The sequence below is a fragment of the Xanthobacter sp. NM-25 genome (assembly GCF_022138605.1).
In the GTDB taxonomy this organism is placed as follows: Bacteria; Pseudomonadota; Alphaproteobacteria; order Rhizobiales; family Xanthobacteraceae; genus Xanthobacter.
On the sequence record NZ_JACBFS010000004.1, the window covers coordinates 465,712 to 489,140 of the forward strand.

Below are 23,429 nucleotides of genomic sequence, written 5' to 3' on the forward strand. Positions count from 1 at the left end.
GAGATGCCGCAACCGGACACAGCCAGGCCTTCGTGCCGCGACGCTTTCCGGCGGCACTGGCCGAGCGGCGCAGGCCGCACCTCCGTGGATGCCGAGCGCGACCGCTCGGCCACCCCAGGGTGCGCCCAGCACAGACGAAGCCCTGCACAGACGAACGCCTGCACCACAAGGCGCAGGGATGCTCTCAAATCATTGAGTTTTAATGAGAAAATGGTGCCCAGGGGCGGAATCGAACCACCGACACTGCGATTTTCAGTCGCATGCTCTACCAACTGAGCTACCTGGGCTTCGCGAGGCGCCGCAGCGCCGGTGCGAGGTGGGTGTCTATACTGGCCCCTCGCGGCCCTGTCCAGTGCCATGGGCGCCGTGACGGGCTCATGGGCGCTGCGCCTGTGGACAAGCTTCGCCGCATGCCAGCGCGGCGGCGGCCAGCCGGGCGCGAAAGGCGGGGATTCGAGGTGTTTTCTTCTGCGGAAACTGGCAAGGTGTCCGCCGCATGAAGATGCGGCCGAGATGAGCGTGAAAGGGACAGACGTGGTGGAACGCAAGCCCCGTGGGGGCCAAGACGCAGCCGAAAGCGCGGATTACACCACCGGTTCGGGCGCTCCCGCCGCTGCCGCCGCCACCCTGGAACAGGCGCTCGGGGTCCAGGTGCGGGCGATCCGCCGTGAGCTGGACCTCACCGTTTCCGACCTCGCGGGGGCGGCCGGCATCTCCGTCGGCATGCTCTCGAAGATCGAAAACGGGCAGATTTCCCCCTCCCTCGCCACCCTGCAGGCCATCTCCAAGGCGCTGAACGTGCCCATCACCACGCTGTTCTCGGCCTTCGAGGAACGGCGCGACTGCTCGTTCGTGCGCGCGAATCAAGGGGTGGTCATCGAGCGACGCGGCACCAAGGTGGGCCATCAGTATCAGCTACTCGGCCATGGCCTGGGCGGCGACATCGTGGTCGAGCCCTATCTCATTAGCCTGTCGGAGGAAGCCGCGCCCTACACCGGCTTTCGCCACGCCGGGGTGGAGTTCATCTACATGCTCTCAGGCGAGGTGCTCTACCGCCACGCCGACCGCACCTATCACCTGCGCCCCGGCGATGCGCTGATGTTCGATTCCGGCGCCTCCCACGGCCCCGAGGACCTCATCGTCACCCCCATGAGCTACCTGTCCATCATCGTCTATGGCCGCGACCGCCACTGAGCCTGTGGTCGCCGTATTTTCTTTTTAGGAAACTTTTATTCGTCGACATTGACGCCATGGCGCATCCGGCGTACCACTGAGCTCAAGGCCGCATCGGCGGCCCGGGAATGGAGCCAGTGACAGCGCCATGTGCGGCATCGTCGGTATATTCTTGAAGGATCCCGCTCTCGAGGGAGAGCTCGGAACCATGCTCGCGTCCATGCTCTGCGTGATGACCGGTCGCGGGCCGGACAGCGCCGGGTTCGCCGTCTACGGCAGCGGCGCGCAGGACAAGGTGAAGCTCTCACTGCGCGCCGCCAAGGGCTATGATTTCAATGCCCTGGCCGCCGGCCTGTCGATCCCCGCCGATGGCATGCCGGCGCTCACCCAGCGCGCCACCCACGCCATTGTCGAGGTGCCGGCGGCGCGCGAGGCCGCAGTGCGCGCCTTCCTCGCCGCCCAGCATCCGGAAGTGACCGTGGTGGGCACCGGCGCGCGCATGGAAATCTTCAAGGAGGTGGGCCTGCCGGCCACGGTGGCGGACACCTTCGGCCTCGCCAGGATGTCCGGCACCCACGGCATCGGCCACACCCGCATGGCCACCGAGAGCGCGGTGACCACCGCCGGCGCCCATCCCTTCTCCACCGGCGCCGACCAGTGCCTGGTGCACAACGGCTCGCTCTCCAACCACAACGCTTTGCGCCGCGCGCTGACCCGCGAGGGCATTAGCTTCGAGACCGAGAACGACAGCGAGGTGGCGGCCGGCTATCTCACCTGGCGGCTCAAGCAGGGCGCGAGCCTGGGCGAGGCGCTGGAAGCCGGTCTGAAGGATCTCGATGGCTTCTACACCTTCGTGGTGGGCACCGAGAACGGCTTCGGCGTGCTGCGCGACCCGGTCGCCTGCAAGCCGGCGGTGATGGCCGAGACCGATCGCTATGTGGCGTTCGGCTCCGAATACCGCGCCCTCGTGGACCTGCCCGGCATCGAGACCGCCCGGGTGTTCGAGCCCGAACCCGCCACCGTCTATTTCTGGGAGCGCGCCCAGTGAGCCCCGCAGCCTTGAACGCCACCGCCTTGAACGCCATCGCCCCCGAGGTCACCTTCGATCTCGCCACGTCTTCGGTGCGGGAGCTGAATGCGGCCCTGCATCAGGCCTCCGACGGCAGCAATGCCCGCCTGTGGCGGGTGCTGAACCCGGAAGGGCGGCATGCCATCGCCGCCGGTGTCGATGCGCCGATCAGCATCGAGATCGAGGGCAACGTGGGCTATTACTGCGCCGGCATGAACCAGGCCGCCTCGGTGATCATCCGCGGCAATGCCGGCCAGGGCGTCGCCGAGAACATGATGAGCGGCTTCGTCCATGTGTGCGGCGATGCCAGCCAGTCCGCCGGCGCCACCGCCCATGGCGGCCTGCTGGTGATCGACGGCAACGCCTCCGCCCGCTGCGGCATCTCCATGAAGGGGGTGGATATCGTGGTGAAGGGCTCGGTGGGCCACATGAGCGCCTTCATGGGCCAATCCGGCGCGCTCATCGTGTTCGGCGAGGCCGGCGAGGCGCTCGGCGACAGCCTCTATGAGGCCAAGCTGTTCGTGCGCGGCGGCGTGAAATCGCTGGGTGCCGACTGCATCGAGAAGGAACTGCGGGACGAGCACAAGGCGCTCATCGCCGCCAAGCTGGAGGCGGCCGGCATTGCCCCCGGCAGCGTCGATCTCTCCGAGTTCAAGCGCTACGGCTCCGCCCGCAAGCTCTACAATTTCCACGTCGACAACGCTGATGCGTACTGAGGGTGCCACGATGACCGCCCACAACACCACGCCACGCACCCTGCCCCGCTTTTCCGCCACCTTCGATCCGCACACCCTGTCGGAGATCCGGCGGGCGGCCGCCACCGGCATCTATGACATCCGCGGCGGCGGCACCAAGCGCAAGGTGCCCCATTTCGACGATCTCCTGTTCCTCGGCGCCTCCATGTCGCGCTATCCGCTGGAAGGCTACCGGGAGAAGTGCGGCACCGAGGTGGTGCTCGGCACCCGCTTCGCCAAGAAGCCCATTCACCTCAAGATCCCGGTCACCATCGCCGGCATGAGCTTCGGGGCGCTCTCCGCCCAGGCCAAGGAAGCGCTGGGGCGCGGCGCCTCCATCGTCGGCACCTCCACCACCACCGGTGACGGCGGCATGACGCCGGAGGAGCGCGGACAGTCGGAGATCCTGGTCTATCAGTATCTGCCCTCGCGCTATGGCATGAACCCGGTGGATCTGCGCAAGGCGGACGCCATCGAGGTGGTGATCGGCCAGGGCGCCAAGCCCGGCGGCGGCGGCATGCTGCTGGGCCAGAAGATCTCCGATCGCGTCGCCGCCATGCGCACCCTGCCCAAGGGCATCGACCAGCGCTCGGCCTGCCGCCATCCCGACTGGACCGGCCCCGACGATCTTGAGATCAAGATCGAGGAGCTGCGCGAGATCACCGATTGGGAAAAGCCCATCTATGTGAAGGTCGGCGCCTCCCGCCCCTATTACGACACCGCGCTGGCGGTGAAGTCGGGTGCCGACGTGGTGGTGCTGGACGGCATGCAGGGCGGCACCGCCGCCACCCAGGATGTGTTCATCGAGCACGTGGGCATTCCGATCCTCGCCGCCATCCGCCCGGCGGTGCAGGCGCTGCAGGATTTGGGCATGCATCGCAAGGTGCAGCTCATCGTTTCCGGCGGCATCCGCACCGGCGCCGATGTGGCCAAAGCCCTGGCGCTGGGCGCCGATGCGGTCTCCATCGGCACCGCCGCCCTGGTGGCGCTGGGCGACAACGACCCCCATTATGAAGCCGAATACGAGGCCCTCGGCACCACCGCCGGCGCCTATGACGACTGGCACGAGGGCAAGGATCCCGCCGGCATCACCACCCAGGATCCCGATCTTGCCGCCCGGCTCGATCCGGTGAAGGCCGGCCGGCGGCTCGCCAATTATCTCTCGGTGCTCACCCTGGAGGCGCAGACCATCGCCCGCGCCTGCGGCAAGAGCCACGTGCACAATCTGGAGCCGGAGGACCTCGTCGCCCTCACGGTGGAGGCGGCGGCCATGGCGGGTGTTCCGCTGGCCGGCACCAGCTGGATCCCCGGCCGCAACGGCGGCTACTGATCGCCTCTCGCCCCGGGCCCTCGTGTCCGGGGCGCGTCGTTTGGCTCTCCACCGGGAGCCGCGGCGCCGCGCCACTGGCGCCGCCGCCGAAGACAACAGGGCGCAAGACCCTCTGCCCCGCGGCCACCGCCGGGCCCTTCTTCAAGAAGCCTTCTGAACAACACGTTCGTGAATACGACGACCTTCCGAGGACTGAACATGAGACGCATCGCCGACATCGCCCGCGAGGCGGAAGGCCACAGCTCGGTTGCCGTTGAAGCGGCCGCCGATCTCACCCGGGCCGCCAAGGATCGCGGCATCAAATACTTCCTGATCTCCTATGTGGATCTGTTCGGCGGCCTGCGGGCGAAGCTGGTGCCGGCCGCCGCCATCGCCGAGATGCAGCGCAATGGCGCCGGCTTCGCCGGTTTCGCCACCTGGCTCGACATGTCGCCCGCCGACCCCGACCTGTTCGCGGTGCCCGATCCGGCGAGCCTGATCCAGCTGCCGTGGAAAGAGGAAATCGGCTGGCTCGCCTCCGACCTCGTGATGGGGGGCCAGGAGGTGGCGCAGGCGCCGCGCACCCTGCTGAAGAAGCAGCTCGCCGACGCCGCCGACCTCGGCTACGCCATGAAGACCGGCGTGGAATGCGAGTATTTCCTCATCTCCCCCGATGGCACCACCATCTCCGACGCCGCCGATACCGCCCATAAGCCCTGCTATGACCAGTCTGCCTTGATGCGCCGCTATGACGTGATCAAGGAAATCTGCGATTGTATGCTGAAGCTCGGCTGGGGCGCCTATCAGAACGACCACGAGGACGCCAACGGCCAGTTCGAGATGAACTGGAACTACGACCACGCCCTGCTCACCGCCGACCGCCATGTGTTCTTCAAATACATGGTGAAGTCCATTGCCGAGAAGCACGGCCTGCGCGCCACCTTCATGCCCAAGCCGTTCATCGACCTCACCGGCTCGGGCTGCCATGCGCACGTGTCGCTGTGGAACAAGGGCAAGAACGCCTTTGCCGATGCCAAGGGCGAGCTGGGCATGTCGAAGCTCGCCTACCAGTTCATCGGCGGCCTCATCCACAATGCCGACGCGCTGTGCGCCATCACCAATCCCACGGTGAATTCCTACAAGCGCATCAACGCCCCGCGCACCCTGTCGGGGGCCACCTGGGCCCCCAATACGGTGACCTACACCGGCAACAACCGCACCCACATGATCCGCATTCCCGATGCCGGGCGGCTGGAATTCCGCCTCGCCGACGGGGCGGCCAACCCCTATCTGATGCAGGCGGGCATGCTGGCGGCCGGGCTCGACGGCATCATCAACGAGCGCGATCCGGGCAAGCGCCTCGACATCAACATGTATACCGACGGCCATAAGGTGAAGGGCGCCAAGAAGCTGCCCCTGAACCTGCTCGATGCCCTGCGGGCGCTGGAGAAATCCAAGGTCCTGGGCGAGCGCCTCGGCCCGCAGTTCATCTCCGCCTATCTCAAGCTGAAGACCCATGAGTGGAACGATTTCTCCCGCCATCTTACCCAATGGGAGAAGGACCGCACTCTCGACATTTGAGCGGATACGCGCATAGATTGTTCTTCCGCCGTCTCTAGGCGATCTCCAGGGGGCTTGGCCATGTGCCAGCCCCCTTTTTCTTTGCTCCGGCCACGGTGCCGGAGGGAGCATGAGGGGCCGCTGCCGTCGGTTTACTCCGAGGAAGATTGGTTTTGGCGCAGGCTTAGGCAGATCGGCGCAAATCATACCTCTGGAATGGGGATCTCACCCCCTATTCGCCTGTTCTTGATGCAGATCAAGCCCACATCCCGCCGGCGAAAGCTGCTTTGGAGTGGCTCCAGAGCATGTCTCCAGGGCGCAAGACCGCAACATCAGCCTCTCCGCGCGCACCCATGCTTGGCGTCTTGGTTCTTTTGCCATTGAAAACAAATGATTTATTTCGCAGTCGCAGCAGCAGCCGGCAATCCCGGCCCGCGCCCGGCCCCGGCGGCCGTCGATTTATGACTCTGTGGCATAATTGTTGCTCCAGAGTAAAAGTCCATGACACAGCGGAAGGGGGCTCCGGGGGAGCGCTTTCAATCGGCGTCATGGCGATCCGACAACTGCGTTCGGGGACCAGCATGACTGAGCAATTGGCCGCCCTGACGACCATCTTCACGGAATTCTATTACTTCCTGACGGTCGTCCTGATGTTCTTCATCCATGTAGGGTTTTGCATGTACGAGGTGGGGGCCGCACGGGTGAAGAACGTGCAGCACACCCTGCTTAAGAACACCATGGCGATTCCGCTGGTGGGTCTCGCCTTCTTCCTGTTCGGCATGTGGCTTTACATCGCCTTCCAGGGCTGGCCGGTTTCGGCCACCTCACTCAGCTTCACCACCGGTTTCGAGCCGTGGTCCACAAAGATCGCCCCCAACCTGTCGGATCGCATCTCCGGCGTGTTCTGGGCCGCCTTCGCCCTGTTCGGCATGACCGCCGCCTCCATCGTCTCCGGCGCACTCATCGAGCGGACCAAGACCTCGGGCTTCTTCCTCATCGCCATCTATGTGGGCGCCATCGCCTGGGTCATCCCGGCGGCCTGGGCCTGGGCCGGCAACGGCTGGATGGCACAGTATCTGGGCTTCCACGACCAGTATTGCTCGGCCATCCTGCATTCGGTGGCGGGCTTTGCCACCCTGGGCGTGCTGATGAACGTGGGCCCGCGCATCGGCAAGTTCGCGGCCGATGGCACTCCGCGTGAGATCCCGGCGCACAATCCCTGGCTCGTCACCATCGGCCTGTTCATGATCTATGTGGGCTTCTGGGGCTTCTACGCCGCCTGCCACATCCCGATCGTCAATGTCGGTACCGAGGCCGCGCCCTACTTCACCGCCACCAACATCTATGGCGTTCCGATCACCCTGTCGGGTGTCACCATGAACTTCATGCTCGCCCTGTTCGGCGGCATGGTGGCGGCCTACATGATCTCCAACGGCAATGCCTACTGGACCTATTCGGGCGGCCTCACCGGCCTCATCTCGGCCAGCGCCGGCAACGATCTGTACCACCCCATCATCGCCCTGGTGATCGCGGTGGCCGGCACCATCATGGCCTACAAGCTGCACTATTGGGTGGAGCGCCGGTTCAAGATCGACGATGCGGTGGGCGCGGTGGCCGTGCACGGCTATTGTGGCCTGTTCGGTGGCATCATCGCCGGCTTCGCCCTGTGGGGGTATCCCGCGGTGCTGCCCTCCTCCGGCGCGGCCATCGCCCTCGGCGAGGGCGTGGGCTGGTTCGGCGTCAATGCCGAGGGCCTGCCGGTGATCACCCCCATGGGCAACATCATCGGCTCGCTGGTGTTCGCCATCGGCTTCGGCTTCATCCCCGGCTACGTCATCTCCAAGCTGCTGGCGCTGTTCGGCATGCTGCGGGTGCCGGCGGCGGTGGAGGTGCTCGGCCTCGACGGCAAGCACGTGCCCGCCACCTACCCGCACCACTCGGGCATGGAACAGGCGTTCGAGAGCATCCAGCGCAAGGAAGCCAAGCTGTGAGCCCCTGCCGGCGCCCGCGCGGCGCCGGCCCCTTCACCCATCATCGGGCCCCGCGGGCCCTCTTTCCCGCAGAGGAGCGTGTCCATGCACACCGGTATCACGTCGCTCACCCAGCTCCCCAACATGGCGGAGCTCTACCCCTTCGCCGGTTTCGAGCCGCTGTTCGCGGTGATCGGGCTGGTGTTCTTCGTCGCCTTCATCGCCAAGCAGATCTCCATGGACAAGGCGTCCCATGAAGTGATGCTCGACCACAGCGCCGAGGCGGTGGCGACCCCGGCTGAGTGAGCCGCGCGCGCGAAGTGCACCATGTCGTGACAGTGCACCATGTCGTGACGGGGCGCGCCGGCAGGCGGGCCCCGTTTTCGCATTGCGCCCGTCACGCGGCGCTCTCGTCGCCCTCCACCCGCAGCGCCGTGCCGAGCCAGGGCATGGCGGCATGCAGCACCGCGCACACGTGATGCTCCAGCCGGGCGCGGCAGAAAGCGGCCACCTCCCGCGGCAGGCGGCCCAGCTCCGCCCGCCGGGCGATGAGGGTGAGGCTGCGGCCGAAGGCGGGCCCCGGCAGTGCCCCGCAGGTGAGCGCGCCCATCTCCACCCCCGCCTCGAACACGCACAGGGGGGTCGTCACCGCGAAGCCCTCCCCGGCCGCCACCGTGGCCGTCACCCCGTGGGGCGTATCGAACTCCAGGCGGCGCGGCAGTTCCAGCTTCAGGCGGCGCAGATGCCGGTCCACCTCGATGCCGGTTTTTGAGCGGGCGGAAAAGCGCACCAAAGGCAGTTCCGCCGCCAGCCGCCGCAGATCCTCCGGCCGCGCCGGCACCGGCACGCCCACAGGCAGCAGCAGGATGTAGGGCTCGCTGATCAGCGGAAAGCGCACCAGCCCTTCCACATCCTCCATGGCGTCGAGCCCCACCAGCAGATCCATCTGCCGTGACACCAGCGCGCTCACATGGGCGGCGGTGAGGCCGGAAAGCACCGAGACTTCTTCCGCCAGTGCCACCAGATGGCCGCCCAACGGCGCCGCCAGCGCCCGCGAGAGGGAATCCACCAGCCCCGCCCGCAGCAGCGGGAAGCGGCCATGCTCGGTCTCGCGCAGCGCCGGGGCGATCTGGCGCGCCTCGGAAAGCAACGCGCTGGCCTTCTGCCGCAGCACGCCCCCCGCCGCGGTGAGGCCCAGCGGCCGCACCGAGCGATCAAACAGCGCGACGCCGGTGCGCCCCTCCAGATCAGCCACCGCCTGCGACACCGCCGGCTGCGTCAGCCCCAGGCGCCGGGCCGCCCCGGCCATGGCCCCCTGCTCGCAAACCGCCAGGAAAATCTCCAGCGCCCGCAGATCGAACGGCAGCGCTTCGCGCGTCGCCATCGGCCCCTCCCTACTATAAGTATCTTTTATATGATCCCTTCATTTCTGACGAGCTATACAATTCACGAACGGGTGCTCCGGCCCGTCCGGCCGCCCTGGCCGAGGCAGCCATGTCCCGCGAAGGTTCGCATTCATGTCCGCGCGCTATTCGTTTCTCTCCCTCATCACCAACGCGCTGAACGGCCAGTCCGGCTGGACGCCCGCCTGGCGCGATGCGGCGCCCAAGCCCGCCTATGACGTGATCATCGTCGGCGGTGGCGGCCATGGCCTCGCCACCGCGTATTATCTCGCCAAGGAGCACGGCATCCACAATGTGGCGGTGCTGGAAAAGGGGCATATCGGCTCCGGCAATTCCGGGCGCAACACCACCATCATCCGCTCCAATTACCTGCTGCCGGGCAACGAACCTTTCTATGAATGGTCCATGAAGCTGTGGGAGGGCCTGGAACAGGACCTGAACTACAATGCCATGGTGTCCCAGCGCGGCATCATCAACCTGATCCATTCGGACGCCCAGCGTGATGCCTATGCCCGGCGCGGCAACGCCATGCGGCTGGCCGGCGCCGATGCCGAGCTGCTGGATGCGCCGCAGGTACGCCAACTCTGCCCGTTCCTCAATTTCGACAACGCCCGCTTTCCCATCAAGGGCGGGCTGATGCAGAAGCGCGCCGGCACCGCCCGCCACGATGCGGTGGTGTGGGGCTATGCCCGCGGCGCCGACCGGTTGGGGGTGGACATCATCCAGAACTGCGAGGTCACCGGCTTCCTGCGCCAGGGCGATGCGGTGGTGGGGGTGGAGACCACCCGCGGCGTCATCCGCGCCGGCAAGGTGGGGCTGGCGGTGGCCGGCTCCTCCTCCCGCGTCACCCGCTCCCTGGGCCTCAGGCTGCCTATCGAGAGCCATGCCCTGCAGGCATTCGTCTCAGAGGGGCTGAAGCCGCTCATTCCCGGGGTCATCACCTTCGGCATGGGGCATTTCTACGTCAGCCAGTCGGACAAGGGCGGCCTCGTCTTCGGCGGCGATATCGATGGTTACAATTCCTATGCCCAGCGCGGCAACATGCCGGTGGTGGAAGACGTGCTGGAAGGCGGCATGGCGCTGATGCCCATGATCGGCCGCCTGCGCCTGCTGCGCGCGTGGGGCGGGCTCGTGGACATGTCCATGGATGGCTCGCCCATCATCGATGTGGGCCCGCTGCCCGGCCTCTATCTCAACGCCGCCTGGAACTATGGGGGCTTCAAGGCGACGCCGGCCTCGGGCTGGTGCTTCGCCCACACCATCGCCCAGGACAGCGCCCACGCCCTCAATGCGGCGTTCCGCCTCGACCGTTTCCGTTCCGGCCATGTCATTGATGAGAAGGGGGTCGGCGCGCAGCCGAACCTGCACTGAGCCATGCGCATTCCCTGCCCCTATTGCGGCGCCCGTGACGCCCACGAATTCGCCTATCTGGGCGATGCCACCGTCAGCCGGCCCGACCCCGCCGCGCCGGATGCCGAAGACGCCTTCTTCACCTACGCCTATCTGCGCGACAATCCCGACGGCGAGCACCGGGAATACTGGTACCACGCCAACGGCTGCCGGCAGTGGCTGGTGGTGACCCGCAACACCCGCACCCATGAGATTCTCGGGGCGAGCCTCGCCCGCGCCAGCGAGGTGACGGCATGACCCGGCTCGCCCATGGCGGTCTTATCAACCGCGCCCGCACCCTGTCGTTCCGCTTCGACGGCAAGAGCTACACCGGCCATCCCGGCGACACCCTGGCCTCGGCCCTGCTCGCCAATGGCGTGCGGCTCATGGGGCGCTCGTTCAAATATCACCGCCCGCGCGGCGTCTTCACCGCCGGCTCGGAAGAGCCCAATGCGCTGGTGGAACTGCGCGCCGGCGCCCGCCGGGAGCCCAACACCCGGGCCACCACCATCGAGCTGTTCGAGGGGCTGGAGGCGCAGAGCCAGAACCGCTGGCCCTCCCTCGACCACGACCTGTTGAGCGTCAACCGCTACCTCTCGCCCTTTCTTGGCGCCGGCTTCTACTACAAGACCTTCATGTGGCCGGCCGCGTTCTGGGAGAAGCTCTACGAGCCGGCCATCCGCCGCGCCGCCGGTCTCGGCGCCGCCGCCGCCCTGCCCGATCCCGACACCTATGAGAAGGCCTTCGCCTTCTGCGACGTGCTGGTCATCGGCTCCGGTCCCGCGGGCCTTGCCGCGGCGCTGGCGGCGGGCCGGGCCGGCGCCCGGGTGATCCTGGCGGAGGAGGATTTCCGCCTCGGCGGCCGCCTCCTCACCGAGCAGGCGGCCATCGACGGCGCTCCGGCCCGGGATTTCGTTTCCCGCGCCGAGGCCGAGCTGGCGAGCCTCGCCCATGTGCGCATCATGCCCCGCACCACCGTGTTCGGGGTCTATGACGGCGGCGAATATGCCGCCGTGGAGCGGGTGAGCGACCATCTCGCCGTGCCGGCCCCGTTCCAGCCGCGCCAGCGGCTGTGGCGCATCATCGCCAAGCGGGCGGTGCTGGCCGCCGGGGCGTTCGACCGGCCCATCGTCTTCCCCGGCAATGATCGCCCCGGGGTGATGACCGCCCAGGCGCTCGCCACCTATGCCTGCCGCTATGGGGTGGGCGCCGGCGCCACCGCCGCCGTCTTCACCAACAATGATGCCGGCGTCGCCGCCGCCCTCGCCACTGCCGGCGCCGGCGTGAAGCTCGAAGCCCTCATCGACGTGCGACCGGCCCTGCCGGCGCCGCTGGCGGCCAAGGCCAAGGCCTTGGGGGTGCGCGTCATCACCAGCGGCGAGGTCATCGCCACCAGCGGCAAGCTGCTCACCGGCCTCACCGTGCGCAGCCCGGCGGGTACCGAGACCCTGGCGGTGGAAGCGCTCGGCATTTCCGGCGGCGCCACGCCGAACCTCAACCTCACCTGCCATCTGGGCGGCAAGCCGGTGTATCGGGAGGATCTGGCCGCCTTCGTGCCCGCCACCCTGCCGCCGGGCCTGGCGGTGGCCGGCGCGGTGGCCGGCCAGTTCTCTTTGGCCGATTGCCTCGCTTATGGCACGGCAGAGGGCGTGCGCGCCGCTGCCGATGCGGGCTTTACGGCGCCGACCCTGCCGGCGCCGCAGGCGGAGGAGACCGCCACCGGCATCCAGCCCTTCTGGCAGGTCAAGGCAAAGGGCGACCTCGCCTTCGTGGACCTGCAGAACGACGTCAGCGCCAAGGATGTGGGCATTGCCCACAAGGAAGGGTTCCGGGCGGTGGAGCTGTTGAAGCGCTACACCACTTTGGGCATGGCCACCGACCAGGGCAAGACCTCCAACATGGCCGGGCTGGCGCTGATGGCCGAATTGACCGGCCAGGGCATCGCCGCCACCGGCACCACTTTGTTCCGGCCGCCCTATACGCCGGTGGCGCTGGGCGTGCTCGCCGGTCACCACCGCGACAAGGATTTCCGGCCGACCCGACCGACGCCGACCCATGACTGGGCGCAGCGGCAGGGAGCGGTGTTCGTGGAAACCGGCTTCTGGCTGCGCGCCGCCTATTTCCCCAAGCCCGGGGAAAAAGACTGGCTGGAGAGCGTCAACCGCGAGGTCAACGCCACCCGTTCCGCCTGCGGCGTCATCGACGTGTCGACCTTCGGCAAGATCGACCTGCAGGGGCCGGATGTGGGCATCTTCCTCGACCGGGTCTACATCAACATGTTCTCCACCCTGGCGGTGGGCAAGGCACGCTATGGGGTGATGCTGCGCGAGGACGGGCTCGTCATGGATGACGGCACCACCGCCCGCCTCGGCGAACAGCATTATGTGATGACCACGACCACCGCCAATGCCGGCAAGATGTTCCAGCACCTGGAGTTCTGCCTGCAGGTGCTGTGGCCGGATCTCGACGTGCAGATCGCCTCCGTCTCCGAGCAATGGGCGCAGATCGCCGTGTCGGGCCCCCGCTCCCGCGCCGTGCTGGCCCAGGTGGTGGACGGCGCCGATGTCTCCAACGCCGCCCTGCCGTTCATGGGCGTGCTTCAAACCACGGTGATGGGCGGGGTGGAGGCGCGCGTCTTCCGCCTCTCCTTCTCCGGCGAACTGGGGTACGAGATCGCCGTTCCCGCCCGCCATGGCGCGGCGCTGATGGAGGCGCTGATGGCGGCGGGCGCGCCATTCGGCATCACCCCCTATGGCACCGAGGCGCTGGGCGTGCTGCGCATCGAGAAGGGGCACGTCTCCGGCAGCGAGCTCAACGGGCAGACCTCCGCCCGCGATCTCGGCCTCGGGCGCATGGCCTCCACCAAGAAGGACTATATCGGCCGCGTGCTGTCGCAGCGGCCCGCCTTCCTCGATCCCGACCGGCCCATGTTCGTGGGCTTCAAGCCGGTGGACCGCAGCGCGCGGCTCAAGGCCGGCGCCCACCTGCTGCCGCCGGGGGCCGAGGCCACCACCGCACATGACGAGGGCTATATGACGTCCGTCGCCTATTCGCCGACCCTGGGCCATTCCATCGGCCTCGGCTTCCTGAAGCGGGGCGCCGCGCGCATCGGCGAGCAGGTGCGCGCCTTTGACCCGGTGCGGGGCGGTGACATCCTCGTCGAGGTGTGCTCTCCCGCATTCGTCGATCCAGAAGGGGAGAAGCAGCGTGTCTGACCTTCTCGCACAGGTGCCCGTGACCCGCCTGCCGCCCGAGGGCCATTATGGCCCGGCGGGCACGGAAGGGGTGCGCGCCCGCGCCCTCGAGGGCCTCGCCGCCGCCACCCTCGCCGCCCGCAAGGGGGGCACGGGCGCCCTGATCGCCCGCCTCACCGCCGCCGGCCTGCCGCTGGTGGATGGGCCCAAGGTGCTGTTTCATGAGGGGCTGACGGTGCTGGGCACCGGCCCCGGCCGCTGGCTGGTGTTCGCCGAGAACACCACCGGCCCCGCTCTGCTGGCCCAGCTGCGGGCGCTGGCCGGTGACGACGTGGCCCTGACCGACCAGAGCGATGCCAATCTGGTGTTCGAGCTGACCGGCCCGGCGGTACGGGACGCCCTGGCCAAGGGCGTGGCGCTGGATCTCGATCCGCGCGCCTTCGCGCCGGGGGATGTCGCCACCACCGTAGTGGCCCATGTGGGCGTCACCCTGTGGGCGTGCGAGGGCGCGCCCACCTATCGCCTCGCCGTCGCCCGCTCATTCGCACCGGCGCTGCTGCGCTGGCTGACGCCGGGGGCGGCCCCCTTCGGCTTCGCCCTGTCCGGCACCGGCCGAGGTTGACCGCGGCGCGGCGCGCGCACCGGCCCCGTTTCCACCCCATCCGTTCCATCGCGCCTCACCGTGACCCGCCCTGCGGCGCGGCCGATGCGCCTTCCCTCGCACAAGGTTCGTCATGGCTGACCCCACCGAGCATCTCATTCTCACCCTCTCCTGCCCCAACCGGCCCGGCATCGTCGCCGGCGTCTCCACCTTCCTCTATGAGAAGGGCTGCAACATCCTGGAGGCGCAGCAGTTCGACGATCAGGAGAGCGGCCGCTTCTTCATGCGCGTGGTGTTCAACGTGGTGGCGGGCGAGGCCAGCGCCAGCGAGATCCGCACCGCCTTCGGCGCCGTGGCCGAGGGCTTCGGGCTGAACTGGACCCTGCGCTCCAAGGCCGAGAAGCGCCGGGTGCTGCTGCTGGTCTCCAAGTTCGACCACTGCCTCGCGGACCTGCTCTATCGCTGGCGCATCGGCGAGATCCCCATGGAGATCACCGGCATCATCTCCAACCATCCGCGCGAGACCTATGCCCATCTCGATTTCGACGGCGTGCCGTTCCACCATTTGCCGGTGACCAAGGCCACCAAGCTGGAGCAGGAAACGCAGATCTGGGAGATTTTCCAGCAGAGCCGCTCAGAACTGGCGGTGCTCGCCCGCTACATGCAGGTGCTGTCAGATGGCCTTTCGGCGAAGCTCTCGGGCAAGTGCATCAACATCCACCACTCCTTCCTGCCCGGCTTCAAGGGCGCCAAGCCCTACCACCAGGCCCATGCGCGCGGCGTGAAGCTGATGGGCGCCACCGCCCATTACGTGACCTCGGACCTCGATGAAGGGCCGATCATCGAGCAGGACGTGGAGCGCATCTCCCACCAGGATTCGGCGGAAGACATGGTGCGCAAGGGCCGCGACATCGAACGCCGGGTGCTGGCCCGCGCCCTCGCCTGGCACGTGCAGGACCGGGTGCTGCTGAACGGCAGCCGCACCGTGGTGTTCCGCGACTGAGGGCTTCGGCCCCGGCCTGAGCGGAGAGCCATCGGCGCCGCACACACTCCAGTCACCACCCCGGGGCCGGCGCCGCAAAGCGCTGGCCCCGTTGACTTTAGGGCACCAGAAGAGGCTGGACAGCGCTTCTGATACACTATATCACTCTCGTCAGATCGAGGTGCCCATGTCTGTCGAGACGTTCTCCCCCCTGGTGGCCACGCCGCCCACAGCCGAGGCGCGGCCGGGCGCGACGGGTGCGCATGGCCATGATGACGTGGCGGAGCACGGCCCGACGTCCGGGCATGCCCGTGGCGCGGCAGGCCACCACCGCCCGCAGCTGCACGGGCACGCCGCGCACGCGGCGCAGGTGGGTCCCTCCATGCTGCGCCTGTCGCTGGCGGCGCGGCTCGCGGTGGCCGCGCTGCTGCTGCTGCCCCTCTGGGTGGCCGTGATGCTGGTGACGGAGTGAAGGGCATGAGCGCGCAAATCTCCTTCCGCAATCTCACCCTCGGCTATGAGCGACATCCGGCCATCCACCATCTCTCGGGAGAGGTGGAGACCGGCGCCCTGCTCGCCGTGTGCGGTCCCAATGGCGCCGGCAAGTCGACCCTGCTGAAGGGCATCTGCGGCGCGCTGCGGCCGCTGGGCGGCAGCATCGACCTCAACGGCATCGCCCCGCGGGACATCGCCTATCTGCCCCAGGGCGCCGAGCTCGACCGCTCCTTCCCCATCCACGTGTTCGACCTCGTGGCCATGGGCCTGTGGCGCAAGGCGGGCCTGTTCGGCGGCATCGGCCGGCGCGATCGCGACCGCATCGAGGAAGCGATCGCCACCGTCGGCCTGCAGGGGTTCGAGGACCGGCCCATCGGCACCCTCTCCGGCGGCCAGATGCAGCGCACCCTGTTCGCACGCCTGCTGCTGCAGGATGCCCGACTGATCCTGCTCGACGAGCCCTTCACCGCCCTCGATGCCGCCACCACCGCCGATCTGCTCGATCTGGTGCGCCGCTGGCATGGGGAGGAACGCACGGTGCTGGCGGTGCTGCACGATTTCGACATGGTGCGGGAGGCCTTTCCGCAAACCCTTCTGCTTGCCCGGCGCGCCATCGCCTGGGGCCCCACCTGCGACGCCCTGGCGCCGGAGCGGCTCCTGGAGGCGCGGCGCATGGGCGAAGCCTGGCGCGAGGACGCCCCCTCCTGCGAGGCCGCCGCCTAGGCGCTCCCCGCACCTGATCCCGATTGTCGCTTGATCCCGGCGCCGCGCGCGCCGGCCGAAGGATGCTGCCTGTGATGTTCCCCCTGTTCCAGCCCCGAGGTGCGGCATGAGCCCTTACGAGCTGATCGTCGCGCCATTCACCGAGTTCGAGTTCATGCGCCGCGCGGTGGTGGGCGTGTTCGCCCTGGCGCTGGGCGCCGGGCCGCTCGGCACCTTCCTCATGCTGCGCCGCATGTCGCTCACCGGCGACGCCATGGCCCACGCCATCCTGCCCGGCGCCGCCATCGGCTTCCTGCTGGCCGGCCTCAACCTCTATGCCATGAGCATCGGCGGGCTGGCGGCGGGGCTGCTGGTGGCGGTGGGGGCCGGCGTGGTGGCCCGCGCCACCGAGCTGAAGGAAGACGCCTCGCTGGCCGCTTTCTATCTGATCTCTCTGGCGCTGGGCGTGCTCATCGTCTCCCTGCGCGGCTCCAATGTGGACCTGCTGCACGTGCTGTTCGGCACCGTGCTGGGCATCGATGATCCCACCCTGCTGCTCATCTCCGGCATCACCACCGTCACCCTCATCACCCTGGCGGTGATCTGGCGGCCCCTGGTGATGGATTGCGTGGACCCCACCTTCCTCGCCTCGGTCAGCCGGTCCGGCGGCATCAGCCACATCGCCTTCCTGGCGCTGGTGGTGCTGAACCTGGTGGGTGGCTTCCATGCCCTGGGCACCCTTCTGGCAGTGGGGCTGATGATGCTGCCCGCCGCCACCAGCCGCTTCTTCGTGCGCGATCTCAGCGCGCTGGTGGGCCTGTCCACCCTGGTCGCCTTCCTCAGCGGCGTGGTGGGTCTGCTGGTCTCCTACCACCTCGGCACGCCATCCGGCCCCTCCATCATCCTGGTGGCGGGCATCGCCTACGGCTTTGCCGTCATCTTCGGCCCGGCGGGCGGGGTGCTCTCGCGCCTTGCGCCCGGCCGCCATCTCGAAGCCTGAAAGGACGCCTTGATGCTTTCCCGACGCCTCGTGCTCGCCGCCGGACTGGCGGCAACCCTCGCCGGCCCGCTGCCCGCTTTGGCCCAGAGCGAAGCCAAGCTGCCGGTGGTGGCCTCCTTCTCCATCCTCGGTGATTTCGTGCAGAATGTGGGCGGCGACCGCATCGCGCTCACCACCATCGTCGGCCCCAATGGGGACAGCCACGTCTACCAGCCCACCCCGGCCGATGCCAAAGCCCTGGCCGATGCCAAGGTGGTGGTGGTGAACGGCCTCGGCTTCGAGGGCTGGATGGATCGGCTGGTGAAGGCCTCCGGCACCAAGGCCGAGGTGGTGGTGGCCACCAAGGGCATCACCCCGCGCACGCGCACCGCCGCCGAGCCTCAGGAAGACGAGGACGCGCACGCGGGCCATGATGACCATAAGGACCATGATGACCACAAGGGTGAGGCCCACGGCCACCATCACGGCGCCACCGATCCCCACGCCTGGCAGTCCATCGCCAATGCCAAGGTCTATGTGGCCAACATCCGCGACGGCCTGATCGCCGCCGACCCGGCCGGCAAGGACGCCTACACCGCCAATGCGGCGGCCTATATCGCCAAGCTCAATGCCCTGGAGCAGGAGGTGAAGAGCGCCATGGCGGCCATTCCCGCCAAGCAGCGCCGCATCATCACCTCCCACGACGCCTTCGGCTATTTCGGCGAGGCCTATGGGGTGAAGCTGGTGGCGCCGGAAGGCGTCTCCACCGAAAGCGAGGCCTCGGCCAAGGACGTGGCCCGCATCATCCGCCAGATCAAGGCGGAGAAGATCCCGGCGGTGTTCCTGGAGAACATCTCCGACCCGCGGCTGATGGAGCAGATCGCCAAGGAAAGCCGGGCTCGTATCGGCGGCGAGCTTTATTCCGATGCCCTGTCCGATGACAAAGGCCCCGCGACCACCTACATCCTCATGATGCAGTCGAACGTGCGCGCCCTCAACTCGGCCCTGGGCAGCTGAGGACGGCACGGGACAACGGAATTCCTCGCGGAGCCCGCTCCGCGCACCCCTCGGGGACGCCCGGCCACCCGGCCCGGGCGTTCCGCTCATTCAGGTGTGACCCATGGCTGAAGCGCAGTCCCAGAAAATCCCCGTCACCGTGCTCACCGGCTATCTCGGCGCCGGCAAGACCACCTTGCTCAACCGCATCCTGTCGCAGCCCCACGGCAAGAAATTCGCTGTGATCGTCAACGAGTTCGGCGAAATCGGCATCGACAACGACCTGGTGGTGGGCGCCGACGAGGAAGTGTTCGAGATGAACAACGGGTGCATCTGCTGCACCGTGCGCGGCGACCTCATCCGCGTCATCGACGGCCTGCTGCGCCGCAAGGGCGCCTTCGACGGCATCATCATCGAGACCACCGGCCTCGCCGACCCCGCGCCCGTGGCCCAGACCTTCTTCGTGGACGAGGAAGTGCAGGCCAAGACCAAGCTCGACGCGGTGGTGACGGTGGCCGACGCCAAATGGCTCTCCGACCGGCTGAAGGATGCCCCCGAGGCCAAGAACCAGGTGGCCTTCGCCGATGTCATCCTGCTCAACAAGACCGATCTCGTCAGCGCCGACGAGCTCGGCGAGGTGGAAGCCCGCATCCGCGGCATCAACCCCTATGCCAAGCTCTACCGCACCCAGAAATCCGAGATCGACATCGCCAAGGTGCTGAACCAGGGCGCGTTCGATCTCGACCGCATCCTGGAGATCGAGCCCGCCTTCCTGGAGGAGGACGAGCACGACCACCATCATCACGACCATGGGCATGATCACGAGCACGGGCCCGATTGCGGCTGTGGCCATGATCACGCGCATGATCATGAGCATGACCACCATCACGGCCTGCACGCGGTGCATGACAGCGAGATGCAGTCGGTGGCGTTTTCCACCGAGGCCCCGCTGGACCCGGAAAAATTCTTCCCCTGGGTGCAGAATCTGGTGGCCACCGAAGGCCCCAACATCCTGCGCTCCAAGGGCATCCTCTCGTTCAAGGACGACCCGGACCGGTTCGTGTTCCAGGGCGTGCACATGATCCTGGACGGCGACCACCAGCGGCCCTGGAAGCCCGACGAGGCGCGGGTGAGCCGCATCGTCTTCATCGGCCGCAAGCTGGATGAGCCGGCGCTGAAGGCCGGCTTCCTCTCCTGCGTCGCCTGACCGGCACGCCTCCGCCCCACCCGGCCGCGCCGAGCCCTGCTCCGCGCGGCCTTTCTTTTGGCAGCGGCACCAAGCTGGTCGCATTGCCGACAGGCGGCCCGCAGCCCAGGATGCCCGTAAACAGCCCTTCGCCCGTTCTTGCCGCGGGTTAGGCGTCGGCGGCAGGCCGAGGCACCGCTCTTGCTTGCCGGTTCGTGACCGCTCTGCCACGGCCCGGGAGCCGCGCTCATGTCCGAAACCGTCGCGTCCGACAGCGCCGCGCTGGCCCCAGCCGCTGAACCGCAAGACGCCGCGCCGCTCTGCCTCGACTTCTCGGGCCGCCTGCGCTTTGCCCGGCCGGCCGCCGGCGAGGGTGAGGATCCGGCGCCGGCCTCGGCCGCAGACGTTCTGGCGCGGCTGACCACCGCATCCTTCGCCGATCGCGGCGCGCTGCTGCCCGATGCGGCGGCCGCCGGCCGCTTCGCCCTCGACATGGTGCGCAACGCCCATCGGCTGGCGGGCCGGCCGAAGCGCACGGAGCTGGTGTTCTGCGCCGGCCCTGGCCCTGCGGCGCTGCCGCCAGGGCTTAACGACATGGTGGGGCTCGACATTCAGCGCACCGACGAGCCCGGCGCGCTGGTGGCGGCGCTCACGCCCAAGACGGCCGCCGTGCTCATCAACCCGGTGCGGCTCAACGGCACGCTGGAGGTGTTGCCCGGCAGCCTCCTGGCGGAGCTGCGGCAGGCCTGCGACGACTATGGCGTCGCCCTGATGTTCGATGAAAGCGAGAGCGGGCTCGGCCGGACCGGCATGATGTGGGCCCATGAATGGACCGGCGTGACCCCCGACGTGCTGCTGGTGAGCGGGGGCCTTGCCGCATCGCCCCTCGCCGCCGTGCTCGCCACCGCCAAATTCGCCCGCGGCGCGCCGCCGGCTCCCACCATTGCGCCGGAGGCCGTGGCAGAGGCGGCCGACACCCTCGACCGGCTGCTGGCGCCGGGCGCCGAAGGCGAGATCCAGGCGCGGGGCTGGGCGCTGGAGGATCGGCTGGCGACCCTCTCCTGGCGCCATCGCGACCTGTTCCCCGCCACCTGCGGCCTGGGGCTGGTGCAGGGCCTCGTGTGCGCCGGGGACGCGGCGGAGCTGGCCACGCGCGCCGCCGCCGAGGGGCTCGCCTTGCGCCCCCTCGGCCCGGTGCTGGGCCTGTTTCCGCCCCTGGATGTCTCCGAGGCGGAGCTGGAGGCGGCGGCCGAGATCCTCGGCCGACTGTTGGCCTGAAGCCACCCGCTCCAATCAGCGCAACGCGAAGCCCAGGGCCCGCACCGCCGCCATCATGCGATCGCGGCCGCTGAGGGATTCGGGGCCCTTCACCCGCTGCAAAGCAGTGCCCTGCCAGCCGACCACGCCCATGCTCTGCTTGGCCTGGAACGCCTTCATGGCCTCCTCATAGGCGGCCAGCGGCGCTTCAGGCAGGCTCGGGTCGTAGCGCTCGCGGTGGAGCACCACGCTCTGCGGCAGGCGCGGCTTCACATCCGCCGGGCGGGCGGGATCGGGATAGCCGATGCACATGCCGAACACCGCCATGGCCTCCGGCGGCAGGCCCAGGAGCTCGGCCACCTCTTCCGGCTTGTTGCGCAGCGCGCCGATATAGACGCCGCCAAGGCCGAGGGATTCCGCCGCCGCCAGGGCGTTCTGCGCCGCCAGCGCCGCGTCGATGACGCCCACCAGGAAGGTCTCGAAATAATCGAGCCCGTCGGTGGGCACGCCGGCGGCACGCCCCAGCGCCCGCAGGCGCGACAGGTCCGCCAGCCACACCAGCATCAGCGGCGCCTCGGCCACATGCTTCTGGCCGCCGGCGATGGCGGCAAGGCGCGCCTTGGTCTCCGGCTTCTCCACCGCCACCACGCTCCACACCTGGAGGTTGGAGGAGGAGGCCGCCGACTGGGCGGCCGCCACCAGGGTCTCCACCAGCCCCTCCGGCACCGGCCGATCGGCGAAGGCGCGGATGGATTTGTGGGTGAGGAGCTGGGCGATGGCGGCATTCACCAGCCCGGCGGCGGGCACCTCGTCACCATAGCGCTCCTGGAGCAAAGCGGCGGCAACATCGGCGGGGACAGGCGTGGCGTTCGGGTTGGGCAACGACGACATCAGGCGAACCTCGCGAGGGATCAGGCCCCGCATTTGGGCACCTCCCCCTGAGGATGCAAGACTGACCTTCCCGACCCCAGCCACTGCCGTTAGGGCAGGTTACGACCCACAGGCGGCCAAAGGCGCCGGCTGCACGTCGGCGGCGGTGCGGGCGGCGGCGAACACCTTGCCGATGCCGATCAGCACCGGATCATCGTGGCCGATGCCCGCCATGCCCTCGGCGAGGGCGCAGAGCGGGCCGCTCCAGCGGCGCTCGTTCCGCCGGCTGACATTGGCGGCGATCACCACCGGTGTGGTCGGCGCCAGGCCTTCCGCCAGCAGCCGCTCGGCGATCTCCGGGGCGGTGCGCCCGCCCATGTAGAACATGGTCGTCGTGGTCGGATCGGCCACCGCCCGCCAATCGAGGTTTTCCGGCAGGGTGCCCTTGCGCGAGTGGCCGGTGACGAAGCGCACCGATTGCGCCACATCGCGATGGGTGAGCGAGGTGTTGAGGCCCGCCGCCAAGGCGCTGGCGGCGGTGATGCCCGGCACCACGCTGACGCGGATACCCGCCGCCTCCAGCGCCGCGATCTCCTCGCCCGAGCGGCCAAACACCGAAGGATCGCCCGCCTTCAGCCGCACCACCCTCTTGCCCTGGCGGGCAAAGCGCAGCATCAGCGCGTTGATCTCCTCCTGCCGGCAGCTCTCGCGCCCGCCGCGCTTGCCCACCAGCATGCGCTTGGCCTCGCGCCGGGCCAGCTCCAGCACCTCCGGCGACACCAGATCGTCGAACAGGATCACATCCGCCGCCTGCAGGGCGCGCATGCCCTTCAAGGTGAGATAGTCCGCATCCCCCGGTCCCGCCCCCACCAGGGTCACGGACCCCACCGCCGCGCGCGGCGACGGCGCCAGGGGCGCCAGATCCTCGCCCGCCGGCGCATCGGTGGCGGTGAAGGCGCGTTCGGCGAAGTCGGACCAGAAGCGGCGACGCTCGGCGGCCGCCGGCCAGCGGGCCGCCACCGCGCCGCGGATGCGGGCGGCCAGCGCGCCCCAGGCGGCGAGATGGCGCGGCAGCAGGGTCTCGATGCGCCGGCGCACCGCCTGCCCCAGCACCGGGGCGGCACCATCGGTGGAGATGCCCACCACCACCGGCGAGCGATTGACGATGGCGCCGAACTGGAAGCTGCACAACGCCGGCTGGTCGATGACATTCACCGGCACCCCGGCCCGCCGCACCGCCGCCGCGAACGCCTCGGCTTCCGCCCCATCGAGGTCGGCCACCGCCACGGCAAGGCCGGCCAGATCCGCGGCGGGCCAGCCTTCCGCCGCATAAGCGACGCGGCCGGCGCTCACCAGGGCCAGCATGGCCTCACCCGGCGCCTCGGCATAAACCGTCACGTTTGCGCCGGCGGCGGCGAGCAGTTCGGCTTTCCAGGCGGCGGCATCGGAGCCGCCCGCCACCAGCGCGGTGCGGCCCTTCAGCGGCAGGAACACCGGCAACACCGCCAGCGGCGCGACACGGGCGCCCGTGGTTCGGGGATCGATCTCGGCGAGCGCCAT

Annotated in this window: 21 protein-coding genes and 1 tRNA gene; 18 read left to right on the top strand and 4 right to left on the bottom strand. The window is 68.6% G+C overall.

The window, feature by feature from the left end:
- Positions 1-211 precede the first annotated feature (211 nt).
- Positions 212-287, bottom strand: a tRNA-Phe gene (locus MEU52_RS13870).
- A gap of 226 nt (positions 288-513) precedes the next feature.
- On the opposite strand from MEU52_RS13870, the gene MEU52_RS13875 reads away from it, so the two are divergent.
- The 7 genes from MEU52_RS13875 to MEU52_RS13905 all read left to right on the top strand — a co-directional run bounded on the left by MEU52_RS13875 (position 514) and on the right by MEU52_RS13905 (position 8,121).
- Complete coding sequence (locus MEU52_RS13875) at positions 514-1,194, top strand: helix-turn-helix domain-containing protein (RefSeq protein WP_238123044.1); 681 nt, start codon at positions 514-516, stop codon at positions 1,192-1,194.
- Between the two features lie 127 nt (positions 1,195-1,321).
- Entirely contained in the window at positions 1,322-2,221 is a 900-nt protein-coding gene (locus MEU52_RS13880; RefSeq protein WP_238123045.1) for a class II glutamine amidotransferase, read from the top strand.
- Positions 2,222-2,247: 26 nt separating this feature from the next.
- On the top strand, positions 2,248-2,958 hold the full coding sequence (locus MEU52_RS13885; protein ID WP_273546356.1) for a protein glxC: 711 nt from the start codon (positions 2,248-2,250) through the stop codon (positions 2,956-2,958).
- 10 nt (positions 2,959-2,968) lie between these two features.
- Positions 2,969-4,306: an FMN-binding glutamate synthase family protein gene (locus MEU52_RS13890; RefSeq protein ID WP_238123047.1), complete on the top strand. Its 1,338-nt coding sequence runs from the start codon at positions 2,969-2,971 to the stop codon at positions 4,304-4,306.
- A 198-nt stretch (positions 4,307-4,504) separates the two neighbouring features.
- On the top strand, positions 4,505-5,866 hold the full coding sequence (gene glnT, locus MEU52_RS13895; RefSeq protein WP_238123048.1) for a type III glutamate--ammonia ligase: 1,362 nt from the start codon (positions 4,505-4,507) through the stop codon (positions 5,864-5,866).
- Between the two features lie 560 nt (positions 5,867-6,426).
- On the top strand, positions 6,427-7,836 hold the full coding sequence (locus MEU52_RS13900) for an ammonium transporter (RefSeq protein ID WP_238123049.1): 1,410 nt from the start codon (positions 6,427-6,429) through the stop codon (positions 7,834-7,836).
- Positions 7,837-7,920: 84 nt separating this feature from the next.
- Positions 7,921-8,121, top strand: a complete 201-nt coding sequence (locus MEU52_RS13905) for a hypothetical protein (protein ID WP_238123050.1) — start codon at positions 7,921-7,923, stop codon at positions 8,119-8,121.
- 91 nt (positions 8,122-8,212) lie between these two features.
- Here MEU52_RS13905 and MEU52_RS13910 read toward each other — a convergent pair whose 3' ends face one another.
- On the bottom strand, positions 8,213-9,199 hold the full coding sequence (locus tag MEU52_RS13910) for a LysR family transcriptional regulator (RefSeq protein ID WP_238123051.1): 987 nt from the start codon (positions 9,197-9,199) through the stop codon (positions 8,213-8,215).
- Between the two features lie 133 nt (positions 9,200-9,332).
- On the opposite strand from MEU52_RS13910, the gene MEU52_RS13915 reads away from it, so the two are divergent.
- The 11 genes from MEU52_RS13915 (at position 9,333) to MEU52_RS13965 (ending at position 21,020) form a co-directional block, all read left to right on the top strand.
- Positions 9,333-10,589: a sarcosine oxidase subunit beta family protein gene (locus MEU52_RS13915; protein WP_238123052.1), complete on the top strand. Its 1,257-nt coding sequence runs from the start codon at positions 9,333-9,335 to the stop codon at positions 10,587-10,589.
- A gap of 3 nt (positions 10,590-10,592) precedes the next feature.
- The gene (locus MEU52_RS13920; protein ID WP_238123053.1) at positions 10,593-10,865 is read left to right on the top strand and encodes a sarcosine oxidase subunit delta; all 273 of its coding nucleotides are present in this window, start codon (positions 10,593-10,595) and stop codon (positions 10,863-10,865) included.
- Entirely contained in the window at positions 10,862-13,822 is a 2,961-nt protein-coding gene (locus MEU52_RS13925) for a sarcosine oxidase subunit alpha family protein (RefSeq protein WP_238123054.1), read from the top strand. Before MEU52_RS13920 ends, MEU52_RS13925 begins: the two co-directional genes overlap by 4 nt.
- Positions 13,815-14,423: a sarcosine oxidase subunit gamma gene (locus MEU52_RS13930; RefSeq protein ID WP_238123055.1), complete on the top strand. Its 609-nt coding sequence runs from the start codon at positions 13,815-13,817 to the stop codon at positions 14,421-14,423. Before MEU52_RS13925 ends, MEU52_RS13930 begins: the two co-directional genes overlap by 8 nt.
- Positions 14,424-14,535: 112 nt before the next feature.
- Entirely contained in the window at positions 14,536-15,405 is an 870-nt protein-coding gene (gene purU / locus MEU52_RS13935; protein ID WP_238123056.1) for a formyltetrahydrofolate deformylase, read from the top strand.
- A 166-nt stretch (positions 15,406-15,571) separates the two neighbouring features.
- Positions 15,572-15,856, top strand: coding sequence for a hypothetical protein (locus tag MEU52_RS13940; RefSeq protein ID WP_238123057.1), 285 nt, complete (start codon positions 15,572-15,574; stop codon positions 15,854-15,856).
- Between the two features lie 5 nt (positions 15,857-15,861).
- Positions 15,862-16,602, top strand: coding sequence for a zinc ABC transporter ATP-binding protein AztA (gene aztA / locus MEU52_RS13945; RefSeq protein ID WP_238123058.1), 741 nt, complete (start codon positions 15,862-15,864; stop codon positions 16,600-16,602).
- A 106-nt stretch (positions 16,603-16,708) separates the two neighbouring features.
- Positions 16,709-17,581 carry a metal ABC transporter permease gene (locus tag MEU52_RS13950; protein ID WP_238123059.1) on the top strand — a complete coding sequence of 291 codons (873 nt, stop codon included), beginning with the start codon at positions 16,709-16,711 and terminating at the stop codon, positions 17,579-17,581.
- 12 nt (positions 17,582-17,593) lie between these two features.
- Positions 17,594-18,577: a metal ABC transporter substrate-binding protein gene (locus MEU52_RS13955; RefSeq protein ID WP_238123060.1), complete on the top strand. Its 984-nt coding sequence runs from the start codon at positions 17,594-17,596 to the stop codon at positions 18,575-18,577.
- A gap of 103 nt (positions 18,578-18,680) precedes the next feature.
- Positions 18,681-19,763 carry a CobW family GTP-binding protein gene (locus tag MEU52_RS13960; protein WP_238123061.1) on the top strand — a complete coding sequence of 361 codons (1,083 nt, stop codon included), beginning with the start codon at positions 18,681-18,683 and terminating at the stop codon, positions 19,761-19,763.
- A gap of 228 nt (positions 19,764-19,991) precedes the next feature.
- Entirely contained in the window at positions 19,992-21,020 is a 1,029-nt protein-coding gene (locus MEU52_RS13965) for an aminotransferase class III-fold pyridoxal phosphate-dependent enzyme (RefSeq protein WP_238123062.1), read from the top strand.
- A gap of 15 nt (positions 21,021-21,035) precedes the next feature.
- Here the strand turns inward: MEU52_RS13965 and MEU52_RS13970 are convergent, their stop codons facing one another.
- Positions 21,036-21,890, bottom strand: a complete 855-nt coding sequence (locus MEU52_RS13970; protein ID WP_238123063.1) for an NADPH-dependent oxidoreductase — start codon at positions 21,888-21,890, stop codon at positions 21,036-21,038.
- 99 nt (positions 21,891-21,989) lie between these two features.
- Positions 21,990-23,429 carry a siroheme synthase CysG gene (gene cysG, locus MEU52_RS13975; RefSeq protein WP_238123064.1) on the bottom strand — a complete coding sequence of 480 codons (1,440 nt, stop codon included), beginning with the start codon at positions 23,427-23,429 and terminating at the stop codon, positions 21,990-21,992.